Raw genomic sequence first — 19781 nt, 5'->3', positions numbered from 1 at the left:
TTATGCCCCTTCACGAATATATTGAGTGATACGATCACCCATTTCTGTCGTTGTAATTGCGTTGCCATCTCCCGCTAAGTCTGCGGTACGATAGCCTTCTGCTAATACTTGAGTGATAGCATCTTCAATGGCTTGGGCCGCTTTGTCTTCATTAAAGCTGTAACGCAGTAATAATGCAGCCGACAAAATTTGTGCAATCGGGTTAGCGATATTTTTACCTGCAATATCTGGTGCTGAACCACCGGCTGGCTCATATAAGCCAAAGCGTTCTTCATTAACGCTTGCGGATGGTAACATTCCCATTGAACCTGTGATCATGGCGCATTCATCAGATAAAATATCGCCAAAAATATTGGAGCACAGTAATACATCAAACTGAGATGGATCTTTAATTAACTGCATTGTGGCGTTATCGATATACATATGCTGAATTTCAACATCTGGGTATTCTTTGGCAATACCGGTTACGACTTCACGCCATAAAATAGAACTTTGTAAAACGTTCGCTTTATCAATAGACGTTACTTTATGGCGACGTTTACGCGCTGATTCAAATGCAAAACGGGCAATACGCTCGATTTCGTAACGATGATAAACTTCAGTATCAAAAGCGCGTTCTTGAGCACCTTCACCTTCACGGCCTTTAGGTTGACCAAAATAGATACCGCCTGTTAATTCACGTACACACAAAATATCAAAGCCACGCTGTGCAATATCAGCACGTAATGGACAATAAGCTTCTAAACCTTCATATAGGCGAGCAGGGCGTAAATTACAGAACAATTTAAAATGTTTACGTAAAGGCAGTAACGCACCACGTTCAGGTTGTTCATTAGCAGGTAAATGCTCCCACTTAGGGCCACCGACAGAACCAAATAAAATAGCATCGGCTTGCTCGCAACCTGCTAAGGTATTTGCTGGTAATGGTGTGCCATGATTATCGATGGCAATACCACCGATATCATATTCTTTTGTAGTGATATTGAGTGAGAAACGCTCACTTATGGCATCCATCACTTTGTGTGCTTGCGCCATAACTTCAGGACCAATACCATCTCCGGGTAATACTGCAATATGATAATTTTTTGACATAATTAAACCGCTTCTTGTGTTGTATGTTGTTTGCGTTTTTCTATTTCGACTTGCTCTGAGCGCCAAATACTATTGATAACGTGGATCATGGCATTGGCGGATGAACCAACTATGTCTGTTTCTAACCCCATTCCATGAAATTTACGGCCTTGATACTCAACGACAATATCAACTTGTCCTAAAGCATCTCTACCTTCACCTTTGGCTGTTAATTGGTAAGTTACTAACTTTAATGGGTAACCCGTTGCACGGGATATTGCTTGATATACTGCATCTACGGGGCCATTACCGGTTGCTGCTTCAGTAATTTCTTTATCACCATGTGTAATGCTGACACTGGCGGTGGCAACAGTTGATGAACCAGATTGAGTATTAAAATAGTTCATAACAAATTCATCTGGTTCTTGTTGTTGCTGACCAATAAATGCTAATGCCTCTAAGTCATAATCAAAGACTTGGCCTTTTTTATCTGCTAAACGTAAGAAGGCTGCATATAAATTATCTAAGTTATAATCTTTTTCTCGATACCCCATTTCTTCCATACGATGTTTGACTGCAGCTCGGCCAGAACGAGAAGTTAAGTTTAATTGCACTTCTTTTAATCCAATTGATTCAGGCGTCATGATTTCGTAGGTTTCACGGTTTTTCAGTACGCCATCTTGGTGAATACCTGATGAATGGGCGAATGCATTGGAGCCGACAACCGATTTATTAGCATGAATAGGTGTATTACATAATTGGCTTACCAATTGGCTGGTACGATAAATTTCTTTGTGATTAATGCGTGTTTGAACATTCATCATTTGTTCACGGACTTTTATTGCCATGATGACTTCTTCTAATGCACAGTTACCTGCGCGTTCACCTAACCCATTAATAGTGCCTTCAACTTGCCTTGCACCTGCTTGTACTGCAGTAATCGAATTAGCAACAGCCATGCCTAAATCATCATGACAATGGACAGAGATAACTGCTTTATCAATATTAGGTACTCGCTCAAATAAGTTGGTGATAATGCCACCGAATTGATAAGGTGTTGTATAACCTACAGTATCAGGAATATTAATTGTGGTTGCCCCAGCATTAATGGCGCTTTCTACAATCCGACATAAATTATCAATATGAGTACGACCAGCATCTTCGCAAGAAAACTCCACATCATCGGTATAACGGCGAGCACGTTTTATGGAATTCACACCCATTTCAATAATATCTTCAAAAGATTTTTTTAATTTATGTTCAGCATGTAATGCTGACGTTGCCAAAAAGACGTGAATGCGAAAAGCATCTGCGACTTTTAAAGATTCTGCTGCAACATCAATATCGTTATCAACACAACGTGCTAATGCACAAATACGGCTATTTTTGATTTCACGTGCAATAGTTTGCACTGATTCAAAATCACCTGGAGAAGAAACAGGAAAGCCCGCTTCAATGATATCCACACCTAAACGCTCTAAGGCATAAGCAATTTGTAACTTTTCTTTTACGCTTAAGCTTGCTTGCAATGCCTGTTCGCCATCTCTCAATGTGGTATCAAAAATAATCACGTTGTTGCTCATAATCTGTTCCTTTCTCTTTTTATTTGCTGTTTGCGCTCTCCCAGGTATAAAAAAACCCGCGACTAGCGCGGGTTTTCTCTTTAAGGGTAGGTGTATTTCATTTTTTACCCATAAGCCGACCGCGCATAAAAGTTGCGAGTAGTAGTAGGCTTGATAGTAAAATTGCGTTTAACATGAAACACCCTTAGATAAGTTCTCAATAATCTTTATTTATTGATACCTAATACCAATAAAGATGTCAAGCGTTGGAATTTATAAAATCATTTAGCCATATTATTTGTAAATTTTTCACAGTGATTCTGACTAATATCTAAATTTTTACTAATGATTATGACTATCAGCAAATCATTGATTGGGTTAATGTTCCGTACATTGTTTAAAAAAGAGTGAAATGAAAAATTAAACAATTGTTTGCTTTTTTTTTAATCAGCTAAATGAGAAGGAAAAAGAGTATCAATGAGATTGTAAAGATTAATAAATGTAAGCAAGGTTTTGAATGTAAGCATAAAAATCATTGTATTATTAGAGTTGATGGCTCTTGGATACTTATTTTAGGAATGAAAATACATCATTTTATTATGATTTTTATCATACTTTGTTTTATTATTTGCAAGGCAGAAGGTAAAACAGGTTGTAATATATATTGATATAATCATTTTCTATACATGTAATTTTAATATCAACTTTTCATCTTTATATGAAAAATGTTTTTTTATTGATATGAAACTTATGTGTTTAGTTATATGCATGGACGATGAATAATAAATTTTAATAAATAGTTAAAGTAATAGTTAAGACATATCTATTATTAATAATGCCTTTGTTAATAATAATTAATTAACCATTATAATAACATAGTGGAGTAAGAAATGACGGATTACACATCAGCAACAGTTACCAGTAAAGAATCAGCAGATATGCATTTACGTAATGTTGATCTTAATTTATTAACGGTATTTGATGCTGTTATGCAAATGCAAAATGTCACTCGAGCCGCACAGGTTCTTGGCATGTCACAACCCGCAGTTAGTAATGCAGTATCTCGACTTAAAGTAATGTTTAATGATGAATTATTTGTTCGTTATGGTCGTGGTATTCAGCCTACATTAAGAGCAAAACAGCTTTTTGGTCCTGTTAGACAAGCATTGCAATTAGTACATAATGAACTTCCAGGGGCTGGGTTTGAACCAGAACAAAGTGAACGTATATTTAATTTATCTATTTGTAGCCCGCTAGATATTAAATTAGCACCAAAAATAGTTGAACAAATTAAAAATAAAACACCTAACATTAATGTTAATATTAAATCTTACTTAAATAGTAATATAGAACACCAATTAAAATATCAAGAAGTCGAATTCTTTATTAATTATAAACAATTTGATAGAGCAGAGTTTCATTCACAGCCATTGTTTAATGATGAACTTGTTTTAGTTGTTTCTAATAAGCATCCTCGTATTAAAGAAAGTGTGACACAAGAGATGTTATTAAATGAACAACATTCAATTGTTTCTTTAGATGATGTTGGTTCATTTAGTGCTCCTTATTATAATGATACTCATTTAGAAAATCTTATCACTTATCAGGGAACTGATTTAAATAGCGTATTAAATATTGTCTCTAGAACTTATTTAGTTGCTATAGCACCAAAGTGGTTAGTGGAATGCAATGCTGAGCAATTAGACATCAAAGCCATTTCGTTACCTTGGGAAAAGACACTGCGTCCATGTTATTTAATTTGGCATGAATCAACCGAGCGTGACAAAGGTCACTTATGGATGAAAAATTTACTTAGTGAAGTTTGTCAGAACTAGAGTGTTTTCGCTCATAATTAGTTTTTATTTCTAATTATGCAGAAATAGTGGCAGATAACATTAGTTGTTAGACTAATGACCAACATGAGTTTTATGCAGTTAGATAAAATAAATTGGATTGCTGTCACTATTTTTGCCCTTTATTTATAATAATGACTATTATTCGCATTTTACTCATTCAACAGTGATTTTCTACACCAATACTCTTTTCTATATATTGTCACTGATTACGTAATAACAGTTACTTGTTGTTATTCATCTATTTTTCTTTTTATCTTCCATCAAAAAATAAAATTATAATGTCGAACTCCCTCACTGAGGTGAGATAGCGCCTTTTGACAAAACTTTTCATAACTCACAATTTTACAAATTTATGTAAAATTGAATTCCTTTATTTTGGCGGATCACTTAGACTTTTATCCGAGTCAGCGAACAAGTGTAAGCTGAAATTATAAGTGGCGTATTTTGTCCATTTCAGTTTGATAACACGGTCGCTTTTCCATAAATAGCAGGAAAATTATGATAACTAATAATAATCTTCAAGATTATCATATAATTAGAAGATTGCAGATGCGGTTTTTGCACAGCGGGAATAATATTGCTTATCGTCAGTGGGATGCTAAGCGCAATATCGAAATGTCATGGAAAGAGGTTGAAAAGAAAACACGCGCGCTCTCAAATGCATTATTAGAAATGGGTGTGAGTGTTCAAGAAAATATAGGGATCTTTTCTCAAAATACCATTGATTGGTCTTTGGCTGATATTGCTTCTTTGCAATTACGTGCGGTAACTGTCCCTCTTTATGCAACCAGCAGTGTTGAACAAGCCGCTTACATTTTAAATGATGCAAATATCCGCATTCTTTTTGTTGGCGACCAAAAGCAATACGATATTGCTTCTGAATTATTAGCGTTATGTCCTCAACTTGAACATATTATTGTATTTAACTCTGATGTCGTATTAAACACAAATCTAGCTTCATGTTATCTCGATAGTTTAATTAATAACACTCAATATCAGTATGATGATGTGTTAGCACAACGCATTAGTGAGTGTAATTTAGATGATCTGTTTACCTTGATTTATACATCAGGAACAACAGGGGAACCTAAAGGTGTAATGCTTGATTACACGAGTTTAGCATCTCAACTTTACCTGCATGACGAACGTCTTTCATTATCAGACAAAGACGTTTCATTATGTTTCTTACCGCTTTCTCACGTTTTCGAACGTGCTTGGAGCTTCTATGTCATGCACACGGGAGCTGTCAATGTGTATTTAACGGATACTCATGCTGTTAGAGAAGCAATGAGTGAGGTTAAGCCTACCGTTATGTGTGCAGTTCCGCGCTTCTATGAAAAAGTATATAGCGCCATTCAAGACAAAGTGTCTCAGGCTTCACTATTACGTCGATTTATTTTTAAATGGGCAATCAAGCAGGGTGAAAAACAGCGCGAAGCACAACTTAATCAGCGTAATCTCAGTTTCATTTCTCGTTTATGTTATCGCTTTGCTGATAAGAAGGTTTTAAAACCATTACGCCAAATTTTAGGTGGACGGGTCCGCTTTTTACCCGCAGCTGGTGCGCGTTTAGATGATGCTGTTATTCGTTTCTTTTTAGCAACAGGCATTAATATTAAATACGGTTATGGTATGACAGAAACCTGTGCCACCGTTTCATGCTGGGAAGAAAATAAGTATAAATTAGGCTCTATTGGTACACCACTACCAGGTGTTGAAGTTCGTATTGGGGCTGAAAATGAAATTCAAGTCCGTGGTAGTATTGTCATGAAAGGGTACTTCAATAAACCAGAAGATACCGCGGCTGCTTTTACAGAAGACGGTTGGTTACGTACTGGTGATGCCGGCGCGCTTGATAGTGATGGTGCACTATTTATTACTGAACGTTTAAAAGACTTAATGAAAACGTCGAATGGTAAATATATTGCACCACAAATGATTGAAGGTACTTTAGGGCAAGACCGTTTTATTGAGCATATTGCGGTGATTGCTGATACGCGTAAATTTGTTTCTGCGCTGATTGTGCCTTGTTTTGATGCTCTTGAAGAACATGCCCGAGCATTAAATCTAAAATACCATGATCGCATCGAATTATTACGTCATACAAAAATTAAAGAGCTGTTTGATGAGCGTTTACGTGAAATGCAAAAAAACTTTTCTAGTTTTCATCAGGTTAAGCGCTTTACGTTGCTTGCTGAAGGTTTTTCAATGGAATCAGGTGAGCTAACACCGACATTAAAACTTCGCCGTAAAATTATTTCAGAACGTTATCGAAATGAAATTGAATTGATGTATCAAGATTAAATTTAAGCGAGAAAAAGCACCTTTAAGGTGCTTTTTTCTTGTGAAATTACTGATTGATAGATAATGATGATTGAAATAATTGATAAAAGACATAAACGGAAACGTTGACGCATACGGTTTTATCAGTAAATTGTGTTAAAATGCAAAATCAGATCAGCATAATGACTGAAGTTCATAGCAATATGTAATAAATAACACATTTAATAATTAAAAGAGGCTAATGTGAAACTGGATGAAATCGCCCGCTTGGCTGGTGTTTCACGAACAACAGCAAGTTATGTCATTAATGGTAAGGCGAAACAGTACCGTGTAAGTGACAAGACTGTTGAAAAAGTGATGGCGGTGGTCAGAGAGCATAATTACCACCCGAACGCTGTTGCCGCGGGATTACGTGCTGGTCGTACGCGTTCTATTGGTTTGGTTATTCCTGATTTGGAAAACACCAGTTATACCAGGATCGCAAATTACCTTGAACGACAAGCACGCCAACGCGGTTATCAGTTGCTAATTGCATGTTCAGAAGACCAACCTGACAACGAAATTCGTTGTGTTGAGCATTTATTACAACGTCAAGTTGATGCCATTATTGTTTCAACGGCATTGCCACCAGAACACCCTTTTTATCAGCGTTGGGCTAATCGTTCATTACCGATTATCGCGCTAGATAGGGCATTAGAAAGTGAGCATTTTATCAGCGTTGTTGGTGATGACTTAGAAGATGCCAAAATGTTGGCAACTGAACTGAAAGCTTTTCCTTCGCAATCTGTACTTTACTTAGGGGCCCTTCCTGAACTCTCTGTGAGTTTTTTACGTGAACAAGGTTTCCGTAGTGTTTGGAAAGATGATCCTCGAGAAGTAACCTACCTTTATGCTAATAGCTATGAGCGAGAAGCCGCAGCAGCAGCTTTCTCAGAATGGCTAAACAATAATCCAATGCCAGATGCATTATTCACAACTTCGTTCGCTTTATTGCAAGGGGTTATGGATGTGACGTTACAACGAAGTGGCCGTTTACCAACACAATTGGTTATTGCGACTTTCGGTGATCATGAGTTATTGGATTTCCTTGAATGCCCTGTTTTATCTGTTGCTCAACGACATCGTGATATTGCAGAACGTGTATTAGAACTTGTTCTTGCCAGTCTGGAAGAAGAACAAAAACCGCAAGCGGGAATTACACGTATTCGTCGTGATTTATGTCGCCGAGGCAGTTTAGGACGCGCACGTTAATTTGATATTGCTTTATCATAATTACCTGCATTTATACTCATCCCTGTTTTATTAAATTAAAACGGGGATGCTTTATTTGATTTAAGAATGTCGAATAGCTTAGAGAATATTAAATTTGAGATTAATCTTAAGCCTTTTTTTACTATTTCTCTCATTTTTCTAAGTTAATAGATTAAATTTTGACATACCCATAAGTGATATTGCTTAACTTTAATAAATAACAGATTTTACTTTAGAGAAAGTGAGAAGAAAATAAATAACTATCTGCCTGATATTGAATTATTTTTTTAAGCCTTTCTATTTTTATTTATATAAAAGCATCCTCAAATGATTATGTTGGCTAAAGGTAAATGAACTGCAATAAATTAGTTTTTTATCATTAAAATTATTATTTACTCATTATGATTTCTTTATCTGGTTTTCTTCCTTGCTATCGTTATAAATAATTACTTTTCGTGATTAAAAATATAAAATGAAAAATAATCGCTATTAATCATAGTGTTAATCTTCCTTATTTCTTTTTTGTCGATAATTTCAACATTTCGGTGTACTCATCAAATTACTGTAAATATAAATAAAGCTTCCTACATCTGGCTTGACAACGTTTTCATACCATCCGTAAACTCTATTTGTGGGGATTTGTGGGATAATGTGGTGTAAATTACAAAGCTGAGGGTAATGAGGATGTTTCGTGGAGCAACACTCGTTAATCTTGACAGCAAAGGGCGAATAACAGTTCCTTCCCGTTATCGAACAACGCTGAGTGAGATTTCTGAAGGTCAAATGGTTTGTACCATTGATCTCAATCAGCCGTGTTTATTGCTTTATACACTTCCTGAATGGGAAAAGATTGAGTTAAAATTGGCGGCTTTGTCTTCCATGAACCCGGCCGAACGTCGAGTTCAACGTCTGTTATTAGGACATGCCAGCGAATGCCAAATGGATAGTGCAGGACGTCTTTTGTTAGCTAGCACGCTAAGACAGCATGCGGGGCTAACCAAAGAGGTCATGTTAGTCGGTCAATTCAATAAATTTGAATTGTGGGATGAACAGGTCTGGTATAGCCAGATTGAAAAAGACATTGTTGCCGAGCAAACCTCACAGGAACCGTTATCGACACGACTATTGGATTTATCACTTTAAATAATGACAACAAATAATTTTAGCCATACCAGTGTACTACTGGATGAAGCAGTGAATGGCCTGAACATTAAGTCTTCAGGTATCTATATCGACGGAACATTTGGTCGCGGAGGCCACTCCCGTTTAATTTTATCACAATTAGGTGAGCAAGGTCGCTTGATAGCGATAGACAGAGATCCACAAGCTATTGCAGTTGCCAATGAAATAGACGATGCACGATTTTCTATTGTTCATGGGCCATTTTCAAATATTGAACAGTATGTCAAAGAGTTAGGTTTAGCTGGGAAGATTGATGGTGTTTTGCTGGATTTAGGCGTTTCTTCTCCTCAGCTTGATGATCCTGAACGTGGTTTTTCTTTTATGCGAGACGGGCCACTTGATATGCGTATGGACCCCACTTCAGGGCAATCTGCTGCGCAATGGCTAATGACAGCTGCAGAAGATGATATTACTTGGGTACTGAAAACATTTGGTGAAGAACGTTTCGCTAAGCGCATTGCTCGCGCCATTGTTGCTCGTAATAAAACAGAAGAGCCGTTGACACGAACTAAGCAGTTAGCTGATTTAATTAGTGAAGCAAGCCCTGTAAAAGAGCGCCATAAGCATCCAGCAACACGAAGCTTTCAAGCAATTCGAATCTATATCAACAGCGAATTAGATGAAATTGAAAAAGCATTAAAAGGTGCAGTCTCAGTTTTAGCACCAGAAGGGCGTTTATCTGTGATTAGCTTCCATTCATTAGAAGACCGATTAGTAAAACGCTTTATTCGTGATGAAAGCAAAGGGCCAGTTGTCCCAGCGGGTATTCCACTCACAGAAGCGCAGATAAAAGAGTTAGGAAGTGCTCGCTTATCCAGTATTCACAAGATGAAACCGACAGGTATAGAGGTGGAAGAGAACCCACGGGCACGAAGCTCTGTATTACGTGTAGCACAACGTATTGAGGAATAAATGTCTACAGAACGACACACACTACCAGGGGTTATAGGGCAGGATTTACTGCGTCATGGCAAGTTACCTGTATGTTTACTGATAGCCGTGATTATTTCTGCGGTGTATGTCGTGACGACAGCGCACAAGACACGTTTATTGACAGCAGAAAAAGAGCGTTTAGTGCTGGAAAAAAATGTATTGGATATCGAATGGCGCAACCTCATTCTTGAAGAAAATGCACTGGCCGATCATAGCCGAGTAGAGCGTTTTTCAAGTGATAGTTTGGGGATGGTTCATGTTGATCCAACAAAAGAGAACATCGTGGTTACTAAATAATTAAGGCAAGTATGAAATTTTCACGTTCGGCAAAAGCGAAAGCAAAGACAAAGTCAAATGCCAAACTACGCAAGCCTGAAGAAAAAACAGGATTTGTGAGTTGGCGTTTTGCGTTGCTTTGTACAGGCATTGGTATCGCTTTAGCCGCGCTATTAATCCGTGTTGCCTATTTACAAATTATTAATCCAGATCCCCTAATTCGTGAAGGGGATATGCGTTCTTTACGTGTACAAAAAGTCCCAACAGCAAGAGGGATGATCAGCGATAGAATGGGAAGACCTCTTGCTGTCAGTGTGCCTGTGTATGCTATTTGGGCAGATCCTAAAGTTGTATTGGATGCCAATCCAGATATGACAGACTCTCGTTGGTTAGCGCTTGCTGACGCACTAAAAATCTCCGTCAGTCAAATCGAACAGAAAATTGTTGCCGCACCTTCCGCACGTTTTATCTATCTCGCTCGCCAAGTTAATCCCGAAATTAGTGATTACATTAGTAAATTGAAAATTACTGGGATTAACATGCGCCAAGAATCTAAACGTTATTATCCATCGGGTGAAGTAACTGCTCATATTATTGGTGTAACGAATATTGATGGTGATGGTATTGAAGGTGTTGAAAAAAGTTTTAATCAATGGCTAACAGGTGCTCCTGGTGAACGTGTCGTTCGTAAGGATGGTTTCAATCGAGTCATTGAAAATATCGCTCAAACAGATAGTCAAGCTGCGCATAACTTGATGTTAAGTATTGATGAACGCCTACAATCCGTGGTTTATCGTGAATTAACCAATGCTGTTATCAAGAATAAAGCAGAATCTGGAACTGCTGTTTTAGTAGACGTCAATACAGGCGAAGTGTTAGCAATGGCGAATAGCCCATCTTATAACCCGAATAATTTAGCGGGAACGCCTAAAGATGCGATGCGTAATCGTGCTATCACCGATATTTTTGAACCAGGTTCTACAGTAAAACCGATGGTTGTGATGAGTGCTTTGCACAATCATATTATTAAAGAAAATAGTGTTATTAATACAATTCCTTATCGTCTTAACGGACATCAAATAAAAGATGTGGCGTTATATCATGAGTTATCGATAACAGGAATATTACAGAAATCGAGTAACGTTGGTGTTTCACGACTAGCGTTAGCGATGCCTGCATCTGAACTTGTGGATGTTTATTCACGTTTTGGATTCGGGAAGCCAACTAACTTGGGGCTAGTTGGTGAAAGTAGTGGCATATTTCCAATAAAAAAACAACGGTGGTCCGATCTTGAAAGGGCCACCTTCTCATTCGGATATGGGCTAATGGTAACACCGTTACAATTAGCGCGTGTCTATGCAACGATTGGTAGTTTTGGTATTTACCGTCCACTCTCAATTACAAAAGTTGATCCTCCTGTACCTGGAACTCGTGTATTTCCTGAGCCAGTAATGAAAACGGTCGTGCATATGATGGAAAGTGTTGCATTGCCCGGTGGCGGTGGTGTAAGTGCGGCTATTAAAGGGTATCGCATTGCGATTAAAACAGGTACGGCGAAAAAAGTAGGACCAGATGGAAAATATATCAATCAATATATCTCTTATGCGGCGGGTGTTGCGCCTGCGAGTCGTCCACGTTTTGCGTTGGTTGTGATAATCGACGAACCTAAAGCGGGTAAATATTACGGGGGCGCAGTATCTGCACCGGTGTTTGGCACAATCATGGGCGCGGTTTTACGAACAATGAACGTAGAACCAGATGCATTGATGCCAGACGATAAAAATGAATTTGTAATTAAAAAAGAAGAGGATACAAGTGGCCGATCCTAACTTAAGTGACCTATTAGGGGCACTAGGGATACAAGCACCGTCATTGATGCTCAAAGACATGACACTCGACAGCCGAAAAGCGGCAAGCGGTGATCTTTTTATCGCCATTAAGGGTCATGAAACTGATGGTAGACGCTATATTCCTCAAGCAATTGCTCAAGGTGTTTCTGCAGTATTAGCGGAAGCACAAGATGTTGCAACGCATGGTGAAATTCGTGAAAGTCACGGCATACCTGTTATTTATATTGATAATCTCAATGCAGAACTATCAAAATTAGCTGGATATTTTTATCATCAACCAGCTGAAAAACTGAAATTAATTGGTGTTACTGGAACTAACGGAAAAACAACAACAACACAATTGTTAGCGCAGTGGGCACAAGGATTAGGCGAAACTAGTGCTGTGATGGGAACAGTAGGTAACGGGCTATTAGGTCACGTTGTTCCAGCCATGAACACCACAGGCTCTGCGGTTGATATTCAATTAGAGTTACAACAACTATTAAATCAAGGCGCGACATTAACAGCGATGGAAGTCTCTTCTCATGGCTTAGTGCAAGGTCGCGTTAGTGCTTTACCTTTTGTGGCCAGTGTGTTTACTAATTTAAGTCGTGATCATCTTGATTATCATGGTGATATGGCAAATTACGAAGAGGCCAAATGGTTATTGTTCTCTACACATCATAGTGGTGAGAAAATCATTAATGCGGATGATACTGTTGGTCAAAAATGGTTATCACGTTTGCCTGACGCTGTTGCAGTGACAATGGATAATAAATTGCCTGTAAATTGGCAAGGTCGCTTCGTTAAAACAACAAACATTAATTACCACGATGAAGGTGCAACTATTCGCTTTAGCTCAAGTTGGGGTGAAGGGGAAATTGAAAGCCCATTAATGGGGGCATTTAATGTTAGTAATCTATTATGTGCTTTAGCGACATTGTTAGCACTGGAATATCCATTAGATGCTGTGATTAAGGCATCATCTGCACTTACTCCTGTTTGTGGTCGAATGGAAGTGTTTAGTGCGGATAATCGTCCTACCGTTATTGTCGATTATGCTCATACTCCTGATGCACTAGAAAAAGCACTCCAAGCCACTCGTTTACACTGCACTGGTAAATTGTGGTGTGTGTTTGGTTGTGGTGGTGATAGAGATAAAGGTAAGCGCCCACTAATGGGTGCAGTTGCAGAAGAATTAGCAGATAAAGTTGTTATCACTGATGACAATCCACGTAGTGAAGAGCCAAAAGCCATTATTCAAGATATTCTTTCTGGTTTAATGGAACCCGGCCGTGCAATTGCTATTGAAGGCAGAGCAGAAGCAGTGACTAACGTGATTATGCAAGCCGATGCTAATGATATGATTTTAGTCGCAGGCAAAGGGCATGAAGATTACCAGTTAGTCGGTTCACGTCGCCTTGATTATTCGGATAGATTAACCGTTGCACGGCTATTGGGGGTGTTAGCATGATCCCTTTATCACTAGAAATCATTGCACAAGTTACAGATGGTCAGTTGAGCCATATTGCTCAAAGCCAAGCCAATCAGTTAACGATTAAATCAATTTCAACAGATAGCCGCAATATTGATGAATATTGCCTCTTTATTGCATTAGCAGGTGAGCGTTTTGATGCGCATGACTTTATCGCTGATGTCAAAGAAAAGGGCGCCGTTGCTGTATTGGTTAATCGTGAAATTGATATTGATTGTCCGCAAATCATTGTGAAAGATACTCGTTTGGCAATGGGGGCGATTGCTACTCATATCCGTTCATTGAGCAATGCTAAAATTGTGGCATTGACAGGCTCTTCAGGAAAAACATCTGTCAAAGAAATGACGGCTTCGATTTTGCGTCATTGTGGTGAAACTTTATATACCCACGGTAATTTAAATAATGATATTGGTGTGCCACTAACACTGTTTCGTTTAACACCAGAGCATCGTTTTGCCGTTATCGAGCTAGGTGCAAATCATATTGGTGAAATTGCCTATACCGTGGATATGGTTAAGCCTGATAGCGCTTTGGTAAATAATCTCTTTTCTGCTCATATTGAAGGTTTCGGCTCACTTGAAGGCATTGCCCAAGCAAAAGGTGAAATCTTTACACATCTAAAAGAGCAAGGTACTGCCATTATTAATCTTGATAGTAATGACTTACCTCTATGGGAACGCCACTTTAATGCGCGTCAAACGCAATGGTCTTTCTCTTTATCAGCTCAAAGTAATGCTGATTTTTATCCGACGGATATCGCTATTAAGCAATTCACCACTAACTTCACCTTACATACACCAGAAGGTTGTGTTGAAGTCACTCTTCCATTGCCGGGACGTCATAATATTGCCAATGCTTTAGCTGCTAGTGCGTTGGCACTTTCAGCAGGCGCAACGCTTGATGCGGTTCGCCTTGGGTTATCAACATTAAAAGCGGTACCCGGGCGATTGTACCCTGTGGAGTTAACCACCGGGAAAATGGTGTTAGATGATACTTATAATGCGAATGATGGTTCGATGATTGCGGGCTTACAAGTGCTCTCGCAATTGCCTGGATATAAGATTTTTGTTGCGGGAGATATGGCTGAGTTAGGTAAAGACTCAGAGAAATGTCACCGTGATGTGGGACGTTTTGCACACAATGCAGGGATTGATAGTGTATTTACCGTAGGGGATCACAGCCACTTTATTAGTGATGAAAACCAAGGTGGTCAGCATTTTACATTTAAAGCCGACTTACTTGCTCAATTAATTCCATTATTACAGCAGCATGATGTTGTTTCAGTTTTAGTAAAAGGTTCACGAAGCTCCGCAATGGAAGATATCGTGAACGCATTAAAGGAGTGCTTTGAATGTTAGTTTGGCTAGCCGAATATTTGGTTAAATACCATACATTTTTTAATGTGTTTTCTTATCTGACATTCAGGGCGATTGTTGGTTTATTGACGGCATTAATTATTGCTTTGTGGATGGGGCCTCACCTCATTGCTTGGTTACAAAAAATGCAAATTGGACAAGTGGTTCGTAGTGAAGGGCCAGAGTCTCACTTTAGTAAACGTGGCACACCAACAATGGGCGGGATTATGATCCTGTTCTCTATCTCCATTTCCACACTACTATGGGCAAGACTAGACAACCCTTATGTTTGGTGTGTGTTATTGGTTTTAATTGGTTATGGCGTTATCGGCTTTGTTGATGATTATCGCAAAGTCGTTCGTAAAGATACCAAAGGCTTGATTGCACGTTGGAAATATTTCTGGCAATCCGTGTTGGCGTTAGTCGTTGCATTTAGTATGTATGCTATTGGTAAAGATACTCCTGCAACACAGCTAGTCGTTCCATTCTTTAAAGATGTTATGCCTCAATTGGGCATGCTTTATATTTTACTGGCTTATTTCGTCATTGTGGGAACAAGTAACGCCGTTAACTTAACGGATGGTTTAGATGGTTTAGCCATTATGCCAACCGTTTTTGTTGCCGCTGGTTTTGCATTAGTCGCATGGGCGACAGGTAACGTTAATTTTGCAAGTTACTTGAAGATCCCCTATTTAATGCATGCGGGCGAATTAGTGATTGTATGTACCGCTATCGTCGGTGCGGGTTTAGGTTTTCTTTGGTTTAACACTTACCCAGCGCAAGTCTTTATGGGAGATGTTGGTTCTCTCGCATTGGGTGGTGCGTTAGGTACGATTGCTGTGTTATTACGCCAAGAATTCTTATTAGTGATTATGGGGGGGGTGTTTGTTGTTGAAACACTCTCCGTTATTTTACAAGTCGGTTCATTTAAATTACGTGGTCAGCGTATTTTCCGTATGGCTCCAATTCATCACCACTATGAATTAAAAGGCTGGCCTGAACCTCGTGTTATTGTCCGCTTCTGGATTATTTCACTGATGTTAGTGCTTATTGGTCTGGCGACGTTAAAGGTACGTTAAGATGGCAAATTATCAGGGAAAAAAAGTCGTTGTTGTTGGGCTTGGAATAACAGGTCTTTCCTGCGTTGACTTTTTTATCCGTCAAGGTGTTACACCTAAAGTGATTGATACGCGCCAAAAACCAGGAGGCTTAGATAAGCTTCCTGTTGACGTTGAATATCATACAGGCAGCTTTCACCAAGCATGGCTTAACGATGCTGATTTAATTGTCTCAAGTCCTGGTATTGCCCTTTCGACTCCTGAGCTTGTTGAAGCTGCAAGTCATGGTGTCGAAATCGTGGGGGATATTGAACTGTTTTGTCGCGAAGCAAAAGCACCTATTGTGGCTATTACAGGCTCTAATGGTAAAAGCACAGTTACAATGCTTGTGGGTGAAATGGCAAAAGCGGATGGTATTCGAGTTGGTGTTGGGGGGAATATTGGTGTTCCTGCACTGACCTTGCTAACTGAGCCTCATGATCTTTATGTATTAGAGCTATCAAGTTTCCAACTAGAAACCACGTATAGCTTAAAAGCAGCTGCGGCGACAGTCTTAAATATTAGCGAAGATCATATGAATCGCTATCCATTAGGATTGGAACAGTACCGTGAAGCGAAATTACGCATCTATGATAATGCTAATACCTGCGTTTATAACCAAGATGACACACTCACATTACCTTTAATGGGTAAAGATGGCCGTTGTGTCAGTTTTGGAGTGGGACAAGGTGATTATCAGCTTGATAACACAAATCGCGTCTTAAAAGTAAATGGTGAAAAAGTTCTTTCAACGTCCGAAATGTATCTTTCAGGACAGCATAACTATACCAATGCATTAGCGGCACTAGCACTTGCAGATGCAGTGGGGATTTCTCGTCAAGCAGCAACTGAGGTACTGAAAACGTATCACGGTCTTGCTCATCGTTTTCAATTAGTTTATTCACATCAAAATGTACGCTGGATAAATGATTCGAAAGCGACCAATGTGGGAAGTACAGAAGCGGCATTACGAGGACTCGATGTCGAAGGTACATTGCACCTTTTATTAGGTGGTGATGGAAAATCAGCCGATTTTACAGCTTTATTGCCTTATATCAGTGGTGACAATATTCGCCTCTATTGCTTTGGACAAGACGGGCAAGCTCTAGCTAGTTTACGACCAGATGTCTCTTTATTAACAGTGACAATGGAAGAGGCAATGCGTGCATTAGCCCCTACTGTTAAACCAGGGGATATGGTGTTGCTTTCACCAGCTTGCGCAAGTTTAGATCAGTTTAAATGTTTTGAGCAACGTGGTGATGAATTTGCGCGCTTGGCAAGGGAGCTTGGCTGATGAGCATATTCGCAATGCGAAGACTAAAACAGTGGTTAGTGGGCAGTTATCAAACTGAGAATACGGCGTTTGTGCCGTATGATCGCACTTTGCTCTGGTTTACTTTCGGATTAGCGGTTATCGGTTTTGTCATGGTGACATCAGCTTCAATGCCTGTTGGTCAACGACTTGCAGAAGATCCTTTTCTATTTGCAAAGCGTGATGGAATTTACCTTATCGTGGCGTTTTGTATTGCGTTAGTCACTATGCGTATTCCTATGGCAATTTGGCAACGTTATAGCAGTCTAATGTTGTTTGGTTCAATACTACTTTTATTAGTGGTATTGGGTGTCGGAAGTTCGGTTAATGGTGCTTCACGTTGGATTGCTGTGGGGCCATTAAACTTTCAACCAGCTGAATTATCAAAATTGGCTTTATTTTGTTACTTATCTAGCTACTTAGTTCGAAAAGTTGAAGAGGTCAGAAACAACTTTTGGGGTTTCTGTAAGCCGATGGGCGTTATGTTAGTGCTGGCTGTTTTACTGTTATTGCAACCAGACTTAGGTACTGTGGTTGTGTTGTTTGTTACCACATTAGCACTTTTATTTTTAGCGGGTGCTAAGATCTGGCAATTCTTAGCGATTATCGGTTCAGGTATTGCCGCTGTGGTTATGCTTATCATTGTTGAACCTTATCGTGTTCGCCGGATCACTTCTTTCTTAGAGCCTTGGGAAGATCCATTTGGTAGTGGTTACCAATTAACGCAATCTTTGATGGCATTTGGCCGAGGCGATTTGCTTGGACAAGGTTTAGGAAACTCAGTACAAAAACTGGAATATTTGCCAGAAGCACATACCGACTTTATTTTCTCCATTTTAGCAGAAGAACTTGGTTATATCGGTGTGGTTTTAGTGCTTTTAATGGTATTCTTCATCGCTTTTCGCGCGATGCAAATAGGGCGACGTGCATTGATACTCGATCAACGCTTTTCAGGCTTTTTAGCGTGTTCAATTGGGATCTGGTTTACATTCCAATCCTTGGTCAATGTAGGCGCAGCAGCAGGCATGTTGCCAACGAAGGGATTGACTCTTCCTCTTATTAGTTACGGTGGTTCAAGTTTGATTATTATGTCAACAGCCATCGTGATGTTGTTACGAATAGATTATGAAACACGTCTAGCACAAGCTCAGGCGTTTGTAAGGAGCCCGAAATGAGCGAGCGTAGACGCCGTTTAATGGTAATGGCTGGTGGTACGGGTGGACACGTATTCCCCGGGCTAGCTGTTGCTCATTATCTACAATCCCAAGATTGGGAAATCCGATGGTTAGGAACGGCGGATAGAATGGAAGCTGATTTAGTACCTAAACACGGCATTGATATTGAATTTATTCGTATTTCTGGCTTACGTGGTAAAGGTATTAAAGCATTAATAGCAGCGCCAATTCGTATAATTAAAGCCATTTTTCAGGCGCGCGCCATTATGAAACGTTATCAACCCGATGCTGTGCTTGGTATGGGCGGTTATGTTTCTGGTCCAGGTGGTGTTGCGGCTTGGATGTGTGGTATCCCCGTTATTTTGCATGAACAAAATGGGATTGCTGGATTAACCAATCGTTGGCTATCCAAGATTGCAAAACGTGTATTACAGGCTTTTCCGGGCGCATTTCCTAAAGCGCCAGTTGTTGGGAATCCTGTACGTGAAGATGTATTAGCGCTTGAAGCGCCATCGGTACGATTAAAAGAGAGAACTGGTCCGATTCGGGTGTTGATTATTGGTGGTAGCCAAGGCGCTCGAATTTTAAATCATACCTTGCCGGTGGTCGCTGGTTTGCTTGGTGAACATGTTACAATCTGGCATCAAGCAGGAAAAGGTGGCGAAAGTGATACAAAAACACGCTATCAGAATGAATTAGCGAAAAATTCAGTTAAATCTGAGTACAAAGTTACTGAATTTATTGATGATATAGCGCAAGCTTACCAATGGGCTGATGTTGTCGTATGTCGTTCCGGCGCATTAACAGTCAGTGAAATTGCCGCTGCGGGATTACCCGCTATTTTTGTTCCCTTCCAGCACAAAGATAGACAGCAATATTGGAATGCCCTGCCATTAGAAAAAGCGGGGGCAGCGCGAATTATCGAGCAAAATGATTTAACTCCAGAAGTCATTGCACAAACCCTAAAGCAGTGGGATAGAGAAACATTGTTAGCGATGGCAGAAAAAGCAAAAAGTGTTGCGATTACGGATGCCACAGCGCGTGTAGCGAATGTGATAATCGAAGTGGCAAAGAAATAAACGTAACTTGTAACCATTAACTTAG

General features: G+C 39.4%; 15 protein-coding genes. 13 read left to right on the top strand and 2 right to left on the bottom strand.

What is annotated here, in order from left to right; all coding sequences use genetic code 11:
* Together leuB and leuA are read right to left on the bottom strand one after the other, a co-directional pair.
* Complete coding sequence (leuB, locus tag DK866_RS01785; RefSeq protein ID WP_109407475.1) at positions 1-1092, bottom strand: 3-isopropylmalate dehydrogenase; 1092 nt, start codon at positions 1090-1092, stop codon at positions 1-3.
* Between the two features lie 2 nt (positions 1093-1094).
* A complete protein-coding gene (gene leuA, locus DK866_RS01780) occupies positions 1095-2654 on the bottom strand; it encodes a 2-isopropylmalate synthase (RefSeq protein WP_109407474.1) in 1560 nt (519 codons plus the stop codon).
* An 869-nt stretch (positions 2655-3523) separates the two neighbouring features.
* Between leuA and leuO the strand changes: the two genes are divergently transcribed.
* From leuO to murG, 13 genes are all read left to right on the top strand, one after another.
* The gene (gene leuO / locus DK866_RS01770) at positions 3524-4468 is read left to right on the top strand and encodes a transcriptional regulator LeuO (RefSeq protein WP_109407473.1); all 945 of its coding nucleotides are present in this window, start codon (positions 3524-3526) and stop codon (positions 4466-4468) included.
* Positions 4469-4987: 519 nt separating this feature from the next.
* The gene (locus tag DK866_RS01765; protein WP_109407472.1) at positions 4988-6793 is read left to right on the top strand and encodes an AMP-dependent synthetase/ligase; all 1806 of its coding nucleotides are present in this window, start codon (positions 4988-4990) and stop codon (positions 6791-6793) included.
* Between the two features lie 222 nt (positions 6794-7015).
* A complete protein-coding gene (gene cra / locus DK866_RS01760; protein ID WP_072069275.1) occupies positions 7016-8023 on the top strand; it encodes a catabolite repressor/activator in 1008 nt (335 codons plus the stop codon).
* Positions 8024-8707: 684 nt separating this feature from the next.
* Complete coding sequence (gene mraZ, locus DK866_RS01755) at positions 8708-9166, top strand: division/cell wall cluster transcriptional repressor MraZ (protein ID WP_072069274.1); 459 nt, start codon at positions 8708-8710, stop codon at positions 9164-9166.
* A gap of 3 nt (positions 9167-9169) precedes the next feature.
* Positions 9170-10117 carry a 16S rRNA (cytosine(1402)-N(4))-methyltransferase RsmH gene (gene rsmH / locus DK866_RS01750; RefSeq protein ID WP_109407471.1) on the top strand — a complete coding sequence of 316 codons (948 nt, stop codon included), beginning with the start codon at positions 9170-9172 and terminating at the stop codon, positions 10115-10117.
* Entirely contained in the window at positions 10118-10435 is a 318-nt protein-coding gene (ftsL, locus tag DK866_RS01745; RefSeq protein WP_082151795.1) for a cell division protein FtsL, read from the top strand.
* A gap of 11 nt (positions 10436-10446) precedes the next feature.
* Positions 10447-12243: a peptidoglycan glycosyltransferase FtsI gene (ftsI, locus tag DK866_RS01740; RefSeq protein WP_109407470.1), complete on the top strand. Its 1797-nt coding sequence runs from the start codon at positions 10447-10449 to the stop codon at positions 12241-12243.
* Positions 12230-13717 (top strand): UDP-N-acetylmuramoyl-L-alanyl-D-glutamate--2,6-diaminopimelate ligase, encoded by a 1488-nt coding sequence (murE, locus tag DK866_RS01735; RefSeq protein WP_109407469.1) that lies wholly within the window; start codon positions 12230-12232, stop codon positions 13715-13717. The genes ftsI and murE overlap by 14 nt, the downstream gene beginning before the upstream one ends.
* Positions 13714-15096 (top strand): UDP-N-acetylmuramoyl-tripeptide--D-alanyl-D-alanine ligase, encoded by a 1383-nt coding sequence (gene murF / locus DK866_RS01730; protein ID WP_109407468.1) that lies wholly within the window; start codon positions 13714-13716, stop codon positions 15094-15096. Before murE ends, murF begins: the two co-directional genes overlap by 4 nt.
* Positions 15090-16172: a phospho-N-acetylmuramoyl-pentapeptide-transferase gene (gene mraY, locus DK866_RS01725; protein ID WP_023581493.1), complete on the top strand. Its 1083-nt coding sequence runs from the start codon at positions 15090-15092 to the stop codon at positions 16170-16172. Before murF ends, mraY begins: the two co-directional genes overlap by 7 nt.
* A 1-nt stretch (position 16173) precedes the next feature.
* Entirely contained in the window at positions 16174-17484 is a 1311-nt protein-coding gene (gene murD, locus DK866_RS01720) for a UDP-N-acetylmuramoyl-L-alanine--D-glutamate ligase (RefSeq protein ID WP_109407467.1), read from the top strand.
* A complete protein-coding gene (gene ftsW, locus DK866_RS01715; protein ID WP_109407466.1) occupies positions 17484-18677 on the top strand; it encodes a cell division protein FtsW in 1194 nt (397 codons plus the stop codon). Before murD ends, ftsW begins: the two co-directional genes overlap by 1 nt.
* On the top strand, positions 18674-19756 hold the full coding sequence (murG, locus tag DK866_RS01710; RefSeq protein WP_109407465.1) for an undecaprenyldiphospho-muramoylpentapeptide beta-N-acetylglucosaminyltransferase: 1083 nt from the start codon (positions 18674-18676) through the stop codon (positions 19754-19756). The genes ftsW and murG overlap by 4 nt, the downstream gene beginning before the upstream one ends.
* Positions 19757-19781 lie beyond the last annotated feature (25 nt).

It is taken from the genome of Proteus genomosp. 4 str. ATCC 51469 (assembly GCF_003144375.1).
GTDB lineage: Bacteria > Pseudomonadota > Gammaproteobacteria > Enterobacterales > Enterobacteriaceae > Proteus.
The sequence above is the reverse complement of the archived record's forward strand: the minus strand, read 5'-3'. Positions and strand labels throughout refer to the sequence as shown.

What these genes read in the sequence shown, in the direction of transcription:
- murF (WP_109407468.1), top strand. Translation starts at nt 13,714, where the DNA reads ATGATCCCTTTATCACTAGAAATCATTGCACAAGTTACAGATGGTCAG.
- ftsL (WP_082151795.1), top strand. Translation starts at nt 10,118, where the DNA reads ATGTCTACAGAACGACACACACTACCAGGGGTTATAGGGCAGGATTTA.
- mraZ (WP_072069274.1), top strand. Translation starts at nt 8,708, where the DNA reads ATGTTTCGTGGAGCAACACTCGTTAATCTTGACAGCAAAGGGCGAATA.
- leuO (WP_109407473.1), top strand. Translation starts at nt 3,524, where the DNA reads ATGACGGATTACACATCAGCAACAGTTACCAGTAAAGAATCAGCAGAT.
- leuA (WP_109407474.1), bottom strand. Translation starts at nt 2,654, where the DNA reads ATGAGCAACAACGTGATTATTTTTGATACCACATTGAGAGATGGCGAA.
- ftsI (WP_109407470.1), top strand. Translation starts at nt 10,447, where the DNA reads ATGAAATTTTCACGTTCGGCAAAAGCGAAAGCAAAGACAAAGTCAAAT.
- rsmH (WP_109407471.1), top strand. Translation starts at nt 9,170, where the DNA reads ATGACAACAAATAATTTTAGCCATACCAGTGTACTACTGGATGAAGCA.
- murG (WP_109407465.1), top strand. Translation starts at nt 18,674, where the DNA reads ATGAGCGAGCGTAGACGCCGTTTAATGGTAATGGCTGGTGGTACGGGT.
- DK866_RS01765 (WP_109407472.1), top strand. Translation starts at nt 4,988, where the DNA reads ATGATAACTAATAATAATCTTCAAGATTATCATATAATTAGAAGATTG.
- leuB (WP_109407475.1), bottom strand. Translation starts at nt 1,092, where the DNA reads ATGTCAAAAAATTATCATATTGCAGTATTACCCGGAGATGGTATTGGT.
- mraY (WP_023581493.1), top strand. Translation starts at nt 15,090, where the DNA reads ATGTTAGTTTGGCTAGCCGAATATTTGGTTAAATACCATACATTTTTT.
- ftsW (WP_109407466.1), top strand. Translation starts at nt 17,484, where the DNA reads ATGAGCATATTCGCAATGCGAAGACTAAAACAGTGGTTAGTGGGCAGT.
- murD (WP_109407467.1), top strand. Translation starts at nt 16,174, where the DNA reads ATGGCAAATTATCAGGGAAAAAAAGTCGTTGTTGTTGGGCTTGGAATA.